This is a genomic window from Bacillus sp. FJAT-27916, from assembly GCF_001183965.1.
Lineage (GTDB): Bacteria > Bacillota > Bacilli > Bacillales > Pradoshiaceae > Pradoshia.
In genome coordinates, this window is record NZ_LFZV01000001.1 from 925,972 (window position 1) to 934,583 (window position 8,612).

At 41.2% G+C, this 8,612-nt stretch carries 6 protein-coding genes, 1 tRNA gene and 1 pseudogene; 7 read left to right on the top strand and 1 reads right to left on the bottom strand.

All coding sequences use genetic code 11. The annotated features are described in order from the left end of the window. Nucleotides 1–25 precede the first annotated feature (25 nt). The 7 genes and pseudogenes from racE (at nucleotide 26) to AC622_RS20515 (ending at nucleotide 6,117) form a co-directional block, all read left to right on the top strand. On the top strand, nucleotides 26–841 hold the full coding sequence (gene racE, locus AC622_RS04415; RefSeq protein ID WP_049669949.1) for a glutamate racemase: 816 nt from the start codon (nucleotides 26–28) through the stop codon (nucleotides 839–841). A 137-nt stretch (nucleotides 842–978) separates the two neighbouring features. Then, the gene (locus tag AC622_RS04420) at nucleotides 979–2,112 is read left to right on the top strand and encodes a GerMN domain-containing protein (protein ID WP_049669950.1); all 1,134 of its coding nucleotides are present in this window, start codon (nucleotides 979–981) and stop codon (nucleotides 2,110–2,112) included. Between the two features lie 121 nt (nucleotides 2,113–2,233). Continuing rightward, complete coding sequence (gene rph / locus AC622_RS04425) at nucleotides 2,234–2,971, top strand: ribonuclease PH (protein WP_049669951.1); 738 nt, start codon at nucleotides 2,234–2,236, stop codon at nucleotides 2,969–2,971. A 45-nt stretch (nucleotides 2,972–3,016) separates the two neighbouring features. Then, nucleotides 3,017–3,601 (top strand): XTP/dITP diphosphatase, encoded by a 585-nt coding sequence (locus AC622_RS04430; protein ID WP_049669952.1) that lies wholly within the window; start codon nucleotides 3,017–3,019, stop codon nucleotides 3,599–3,601. Then, entirely contained in the window at nucleotides 3,598–4,110 is a 513-nt protein-coding gene (locus tag AC622_RS04435; protein WP_049669953.1) for a metallophosphoesterase family protein, read from the top strand. The genes AC622_RS04430 and AC622_RS04435 overlap by 4 nt, the downstream gene beginning before the upstream one ends. A gap of 174 nt (nucleotides 4,111–4,284) precedes the next feature. Continuing rightward, a tRNA-Arg gene (locus AC622_RS04440) sits at nucleotides 4,285–4,358 on the top strand. Nucleotides 4,359–4,758: 400 nt separating this feature from the next. Continuing rightward, nucleotides 4,759–6,117, top strand: a pseudogene (locus AC622_RS20515) (IS3 family transposase). Nucleotides 6,118–6,299: 182 nt separating this feature from the next. On the opposite strand, the gene AC622_RS04455 reads toward AC622_RS20515, so the two are convergent. Further along, a complete protein-coding gene (locus tag AC622_RS04455; RefSeq protein WP_049669954.1) occupies nucleotides 6,300–8,282 on the bottom strand; it encodes an acyltransferase family protein in 1,983 nt (660 codons plus the stop codon). Nucleotides 8,283–8,612: the final 330 nt, after the last annotated feature.

The window sequence follows — 8,612 nt, forward strand, 5'->3', positions numbered from 1 at the left end:
ATTATGTAGATAGAGGCGATATGAAGTGGATAGACAGAACCCAATCGGTCTGATTGACTCAGGGGTTGGCGGTTTAACGGTATTAAAGGAATTTATCCGTCAGCTTCCCAATGAAAACTTAATCTACTTAGGTGACACGGCAAGATGTCCTTACGGGCCGCGCCCGATGGAGGAAGTACGCCAATACACATGGGAGATGGCGAATTTCCTGCTTGAGCATAATATCAAGATGCTCATCATAGCCTGCAATACAGCGACGGCTGCTGTGCTTGAGGAGATGAGGGAAAAGCTTCCCATTCCTGTCCTCGGTGTCATTCAGCCAGGTGCCCGTGCGGCTATTGATGTCTCTAAAAATAGGAATATCGGAATTATCGGCACAGCCGGAACCATCAAGAGCAAAGCCTATAATAAAGCTCTATTAAGCATCCAACCAAAGGTGCATCTTGAATCATTGGCCTGCCCGAAATTCGTCCCTTTGGTTGAATCCGGGGAATGGAATAGTGCGATTGCGAAGAAAATTGTGGCTGAAACCTTGAAGCCGCTCAAGAATCGCAGCATGGATACGCTCATTCTTGGCTGCACCCATTATCCATTATTAAAGGAGCCCATCTCTAATTATATGGGGTCATATGTCACAGTAATCTCATCCAGCGAGGAAACGGCCAGGGAAGCAAGCGTGCTGCTTGAACATACTGGCATGCTGAATTTGGATAATGAAGAGCCTGCTTATCGTTTTTATACGACAGGCTCCCGCAGAATCTTCAAATCCATTGCTTATTCATGGCTTGGAGAAACGGTTGAGACGGTTGAACATGCTAAACTTACATCACTGAATATGTGAGAGAAATCTCTATAGAAAAAATCTCCTGACGGGGGATTTTTTTGTTGGATGCACGGAACTTTTTCTTTTGGAAGATGGCATAAAATAAGCCAAGCCTCGTATAAATGTAGTACAAACAGTCTGAGGAGGTATGGTGTATGCCTAAACGAACAAAATCGGCATTAGCAGCCACGTTGCTTGTGACCACCACATTGGCATCGGGATGCGGGATGCTTGATTTTCAAAAGAAGGAAGAAATAGACCCACCGCAGGATATTGCATACTTAGAGGACTCAACGGAGACTGAGGTAACCGCGAATGTTGAAACAGAAACGAGCGACGGAACGGTAGAAGAAAAGGATGCGGCTGCCAAGGAAGAGGGTGCTGAAAAAGCAGAGGAGAAAGGCGAAAAGGCAGGTACAAGTCAAACGGAGATCTACCTGATTGATGCGAACGGCTATGTCGTCCCACAGACATTGACCCTTCCGAAAGCAGAAAATGAGGCCAAGCAGGCACTTGAATACATGGTTGCCAACGGCCCGATAAGCGAGATTCTTCCAAATGGTTTCAAGGCCGTCTTACCGCCTGATACAAGCATCAATAGCGTTGATATTAAAGATGGTGTAGCAACGGTCGACTTCTCGAAGGAGTTTAAGGAATATAAGGCAGAGGAAGAGACAAGTATTCTGGAGGCCGTCACCTGGACACTCACACAGTTTGAAGGTGTGAAGAAGGTGAAGCTGCAAATTGAAGGTACAGCCCTGAAGGAAATGCCGGTCAATAAAACGGCCATCCCTAGCAATACATCAAGAAATATGGGCATCAATACAGATACATCGGAATCTAGCGACATTATGAACACGCGTCCAGTAACGGTCTACTTCATGGCCGGTGATACAGATAATTATTACTATGTGCCTGTGACAAAGCGCATCAGTAATGCGGAGGGGGATGTGGAAGCGGTCCTTGCGAGCTTGATTAAGGGGCCGGGCTACTCTACACCGCTTGTGAGTGAATTCAGGCCCGATACAGAGCTTCTCGATGAACCAAGCGTGAAGGATGGTGTCGTCAGTCTGAATTTCAATGAATCCATCTATTCAAGCTTTGATGGGGAGGAGAAGGTCGTATCTCAGCATCTGCTGAATGAATTGGTCCTATCCTTAACAGAACAGAAAGGGATTGAAAAGGTGGACGTCCAGGTGAATGGGGAATATGATTTAATGCAGGAGGACGGCAAGAAATTAACCGAGCCAGTCTCCCGTCCGGAAAACTTAAACACAGGCGAATATTGAGAGAAAGGGCAAGCCTGCGCGTGCGGGTTTGCCTTTTTTGCTCCCAATTGTCTTGGATGCTTTTTAATTAAAAAAGGGTATGCTAAACTTAAGCATGATGGGAACATATTAGGAGGTACTTATGAGATTTGATGGTCGAAAAATTGAGGAGTTAAGACCCGTACATATAGAAACGAATTATATTAAACATCCGGAAGGCTCAGTGCTGATTTCTGTGGGTGATACGAAGGTTATCTGCACAGCGAGTGTGGATGACCGTGTTCCGCCATTCATGCGCGGGGAAGGGAAAGGCTGGATCACAGCTGAGTATTCCATGCTTCCGCGTGCGACTGAGCAGCGGACAATGAGGGAATCAACAAAAGGGAAGGTGACCGGCAGAACGATGGAAATCCAGCGTCTGATCGGACGAGCTCTCCGCGCGGTTGTTGACCTTGAAGCGTTAGGCGAGAAGACCATCTGGATTGATTGTGATGTCATCCAGGCGGACGGAGGAACACGCACAGCTTCTATTACCGGCGCATTCGTTGCCATGGCACTTGCGCTTCATAAATTGCAGGAAGCAGGCAGAATTGCTTCATTCCCGCTTAAATCATACCTGGCTGCGACCTCTGTTGGAATCATTGAAGAGCTGGGTGCCGTTCTTGACTTAAACTATCATGAAGACTCCCGTGCACTCGTTGACATGAATGTGATCATGACCGGAGCGGAGGAATTCGTAGAATTACAGGGAACTGGTGAGGAAGCGACGTTCACCCGTGCCCAATTAAATGAATTGCTTGATTTAGCGACTGCAGGAATCCATCAATTATTTGCGGCGCAAAAGGAAGCATTAGGGCCGATTGCCGAGAAAATCAAGTAAAAGCGTAGATTCTGCGCTTTTTCTTATCTTGAGAGGAGAGAGACTATGAAAACCGTTTTAATCGCAACGAAGAATAAAGGGAAAGCGAAGGAGTTTGAAGCACTCTTCGCCCCAAAAGGCATCAAGGTGCTGACATTGCTCGATATCGAGGACGCCATTGATGTGGAGGAAACAGGCACAACCTTTGAGGAGAATGCCATCCTGAAGGCGAAAGCGATCTCTGAGCAAATGAATATGACCGTCCTATCTGATGACTCAGGGCTCATCATTGACGCTCTGGACGGCCGTCCAGGCGTGTATTCCGCACGCTATGCCGGACCAGCTAAAAATGACCGGGAAAACTATGAAAAGGTGCTAGAGGAAATGAAGGACGTTCCTGACGAAAAGCGGACGGCAAGATTTTATTGTGCCATAGCGATGGTCGGTCCAGAAATCGGCACCATTACTGTATCAGGAACATGTGAAGGCTATATCGCCCGTGAGCCTCAGGGTGAGTACGGCTTCGGCTACGATCCAATCTTCTATGTACCCGAGAAAGAAACGGTCATGGCTAATCTAGAGCCGGCTGTGAAGAACAAAATCAGCCACCGTGCCAATGCCTTAAAAGCATTGGAGGCGAAGCTTGGATGAAAGCATTGATCGTCAGTGACAGCCATGGACTCTATGATGAACTGCACGAGCTATATGCCCGCCATAAGGATGATGTAGACATCTTTATCCACTGCGGCGATTCGGAGCTGTCTCAAGAGGATGATGTCATTAAGCCTTATGCAGCTGTACAAGGCAACTGCGACTTTGGTGATGATTTCCCGACCGATAGTGTTATCAGCTTAGATACATGGTCTATCTATGTTACACATGGACACCTATTTAATGTGAAATCCACCTTGCTCAACTTGAGCCTCAAAGCGAAAGAAATGGGCGCAGAGATCGTCTGCTTCGGTCACTCCCACATCGCAGGGGCTGAAAAAATCGATGACTGCCTCTTTATCAACCCTGGCAGCATTCGCCTGCCAAAAGGCAGCCGGTACAAAACATACGCGATCCTCGAAAAACAAGGAAACAAGGCAATCGTTGATTTCTACACATTGGATGGGGAAAAATTACCAAGCTGGCATTTAAAAACAACCCTTTCCTAAAACGCAAAAAAGTTGTATAGTAGGTGAAGGAGATTCATCCTCTCCTTCACCGAAAAAACTTAAAAAAACTTTTTCAAAAAAGTTATTGACTTAACGGTGGACAGCAGATATAATAATAAATGTCGTCAGGCGATGATGACAAAAAAGAAAAACGAATTACATACTTCTTATCATGTCCCAGTAGCTCAGCTGGATAGAGCAACGGCCTTCTAAGCCGTCGGTCGGGAGTTCGAATCTCTCCTGGGACGCTACTAAAACGTTGGAAAACGTTGAAACAAAGCCTTCTTATACGTTGGATTGATACGGTCAATGTACCGGTCAACTGGCGAATAAGGAGGCTTTTTTCTTATGACCAAACGTAAAGCATCACTCGTTGTTCAGACGGATTTATCCGATCTGTTCAGAGCATCGCCTCTAACGCAAATCCACAAAAGGTTACTCGATTGATAAAGTGCTCTCAACCGTCCTTAAGCAAATGAAGGCGGTGGGCCTACGGGCAATGACGATCAGCGATTACGAATTCATGTGACACATTTTGCGGAAACGACTAAGCGCCAATACTCTTGAGGCACTAAACGCGCATCACATATTCGAATGAACTGCTCTCCAATTGTTAGACACATTTAACAATTGGAGGAGCAGTTTTTTATGGCGAAATATACATCAGAAGAAAAATTACAGGCAGCACTACGTTACTTAGAGGGCAATGAAAGTTCCCATGAGATTGCTAAATCAATTGGAATAGATCATAAAGCGATTCTTAAATGGGCTAAACAATATCAATACAATGGTGTAGAAGCTTTTATAAAACGATATACAAATTATTCAACACAGTTTAAACTAGACGTACTAAATTTTATGATTGAAAATGGTACGTCCTTAACTGAAACAGCGGCTATCTTTAAAATAGCATCTCCTACTTCTCTTCGAGAATGGAAGAAACAATTTGAAACAAAAGGATTCAGTGCCCTTCAATCAAAGAAAAAGGGGCATCCATCCATGAAAAAAGATTCAACGATACAGCCAAAATCAGTACCGGTAAAAGGCTCTACAGAAGCACTTCAAGCAGAAATTGATCGTTTGCGTATGGAAAATGAGTGGGTATTTAAAAAAGTTGAACGCCTTAGTTCAAGCCAAGGGAAAATCACCAAAGAAGACAAAGTAAAGGTCATCTATGAATTAAGGCATAAATACACGGTGAAGGCACTTGTTTCATTCGCGGACATTCCACGCAGCACGTATTACAATTTAGTAAAAAAGATGAATCGACCTGATCCAGATGCCGAGTTAAAGGATGAAATTCAAGCGATTTATGGGGAGCACGAAGGGCGTTATGGGTATCGTCGTATTCGTGATGGGTTGGCGAATCGTGGGCGAAAAGTGAATCATAAGAAAGTTCAACGCATTATGAAAGAACTTGGTTTAAAATGCGTCGTTCGTATGAAGAAATATAAATCTTATAAAGGTAAGGTCGGTAAAATCGCACCAAATATTTTGGATCGTAACTTTACAGCGGAAGCGCCAAATGAGAAGTGGGTAACGGATATTACAGAATTTAAATTATTGGGCGAGAAGCTGTATTTATAGCCTGTATTAGATTTGTTTAATGGTGAAATCATTACCTACACAATTGGCTCTAGACCAACCTTTTCACTTGTTTCAGAGATGTTAGAAAAGGCTATAGATCGTTTGTCAGAGGAACACCAGCTACTGATACATTCAGATCAAGGTTGGCATTATCAAATGAAACAGTATCGCCAGGCCCTTAAATCAAGAGGCATTGTGCAAAGTATGTCTCGCAAAGGGAATTGTTATGACAATTCCGTGATGGAGAATTTCTTTGGCATCATGAAGTCTGAATTCCTTTATTTAAAGGAATTTGAAAGTATAGAACAGTTTAAATTTGAATTAGAAAATTACATAAACTATTACAACACGAAACGCATGAAGGCAAAATTAAAAATGAGTCCGGTGCAGTACCGAACTCATTTTACCCAAGCTGCCTAATGAAATAACCATGTCTAACTTTTAGGGGTCACTCCAGATTTTGACTCTGAACTTTTGGGGTGCACTTCAGCCTCGGCCTTTTCTTTTCACAGAACTTAGATTTTTTAAATCAAGATAAAAAGATAACCAACACATTATACTTCAAATAAATTTTCCTTTAACTATATTTCCTTTAAACATAGTTAGTCTTTGAGTATCTCGTTGATTTTTTCATCAAATATAGGCCCGAAACTTTCAGAATAAGTATTCGTTAAATGTCTATTATCTCGGTAAATTATAATATTACCAATAACAGGCTGGAATTTTCCATTTACTCTTAAGTAATCAGTTAAGTCAATTTTATTTAATGATTCATTTTTATTTTCAAATTGTCTCCAAAAGCTTTCGTCTTTCTGATTATCTTCTGAATTCATTCTTTTTGTAGTGTGTTCTAGTCCACCTGTTTCTAATGATTCCAATACATTAAAACTATATCTAGGAACATCACGAATAGCTAATACTTCAATCCCATATTCATCTTTAACAGACTGCAGCTGACCAACCATTTGTTGTTGTATTTTATTATTAGACGTATCAGAAGCTGTGGCTTGTGCAACGATAAGATCTACATCTGCATGCTTTAGATAATCTTTAACATTATTGTTCCAGATACCTTTTAAATCATTATCCGAATACCCTGTTGAAAATCGTGTACCTGAACGAGTCAAACTCAAGACTCGATAATTTTCATCTTTTGTGGCTTCTAATATTGCCCCTAACCAATGTTCTGAATGAGAACTGCCAATCAGAGCAATTGTAGCATCGTAATTTTTAGTTTTTCCATATTCTCCTATCTTTAAGTCGCTGTCATCTAACTCCTGATTACTGCCATCCAAATGCGCCTGTGGTAAATCATTAAAGACTTCAGAAAATGAAGGTATTGGTTCTTGATCAGGTATACCATCAGGATTTTTCGCAGCTAACGCTCCGGGATAATTTTTATCCGTTATTTTGTTTTCCAGTCTATTTTGATCTATATATGCCCCAATAAATAGCGATGCAATTAAGAGTACATTTACACTGCCCATTATCCCTAATCTCTTAAATGAGAACTTATTGTCCTTTGAGCTTCGAATTGGCTCTTCTATATATTTTGTCATCAAAAACGAAAGGGCAATTGATGAAATGATAATAAGAGTTCCAACGATAAATCCCGGAGTTTCTTGGACATTATAACGATAGAATTCTAATAATACCCAATGCCACAAGTAGATTCCAAAAGCAATTCCGCCTAGCCTTACCATTACAGTTGAACCTAAAAAGCGTTTGACACCATATTTTGTATCGCGTGCTCCAGATAAAACAATGAATAATGCGCAGGTCATTGGCCATAAGGCAATATACCCTGGAAACATCTCAGATACATTGAAAACTATTCCAGTTAAAATTAAACCGATTAATCCCAGCCAACCTACCACTGCAGCAGTAAATTTATTTACCTTAATTGACGATAAATTGATACAGAGCAAACTACCTAAAGCAAATTCCCACACACGTGTCATCGTAATGAAATAAGCCCATGGCTGATTGACAGATGTTAAATATACTGAGTATATAAAAGAAGAAACAAATAATACTCCTAAAATAGTATTTATTAATGTTTTAACTTTAGTTAATTTATATTTTTTTATTAAAAATAAAATTAAAGTAAATATTAAAAACCAAATTATATAAAATTGTCCTTGTATAGACAAAGCCCAAAAGTGTTCAACAGGTGTTTTCATTTGGGTGGAATCTAAATAATCCGTGCTCGAAAAAGCTAGTTGCCAGTTTTGATAAAAAAACATTGAGGCAAATACTTCCTGTATAGTTTTATCTAAAATTGATTTAGGTAATAAAAACTGACTCAAAACCAGAACAATTGCAAGAATAAAAAATACAGAAGGAAGTAATCTTTTCATTAACTTTGTGACATATGGCCGAAAACGAAATTCCCCTGTTCGATTAATTGTGGAAATTATTGAAGTAGTAATAAGAAAACCTGAAATTACAAAGAATACATCAACCCCACCAGAAACACGATTAAACCATATATGATAAACCGCTACCAGTAATGCCGCGACAACGCGTAATCCTTCGATTTCGGGTCTGAATTTACGTTCAATATTAATTAATGGTTGATTCACTAGATTCTATCTCCCTACTTTTTATCATTTTCTTCGTTGTTAAGCTATAGAGAACAACTCATTTACAATATTACAATTTTATATAAAATATGACAATATTTTCATTGCGGAAAACGTTCAAGCACACGATGGACACGGGCAATTTATCGACTACATTCCCGGTGAAGGATAGTTAAACGATAAAGGCGAGCCGATTGTCACGCCGGAATACACATCACCAAACACAGCCATCTTCAGCATACGGCACGGGACTTACGACTTTTAATTGAAGGAGGTGCGAAGCAATGAACGTGGACGGAAATGAGGTGATTCAGATTCTATCGTAGCGTA

Bases quoted from the DNA above. Each gene is read 5' to 3' on its own strand.
- AC622_RS04420 (WP_049669950.1), top strand. From the start codon at position 979: ATGCCTAAACGAACAAAATCGGCATTAGCAGCCACGTTGCTTGTGACC.
- rph (WP_049669951.1), top strand. From the start codon at position 2,234: ATGAGATTTGATGGTCGAAAAATTGAGGAGTTAAGACCCGTACATATA.
- AC622_RS04430 (WP_049669952.1), top strand. From the start codon at position 3,017: ATGAAAACCGTTTTAATCGCAACGAAGAATAAAGGGAAAGCGAAGGAG.
- AC622_RS04435 (WP_049669953.1), top strand. From the start codon at position 3,598: ATGAAAGCATTGATCGTCAGTGACAGCCATGGACTCTATGATGAACTG.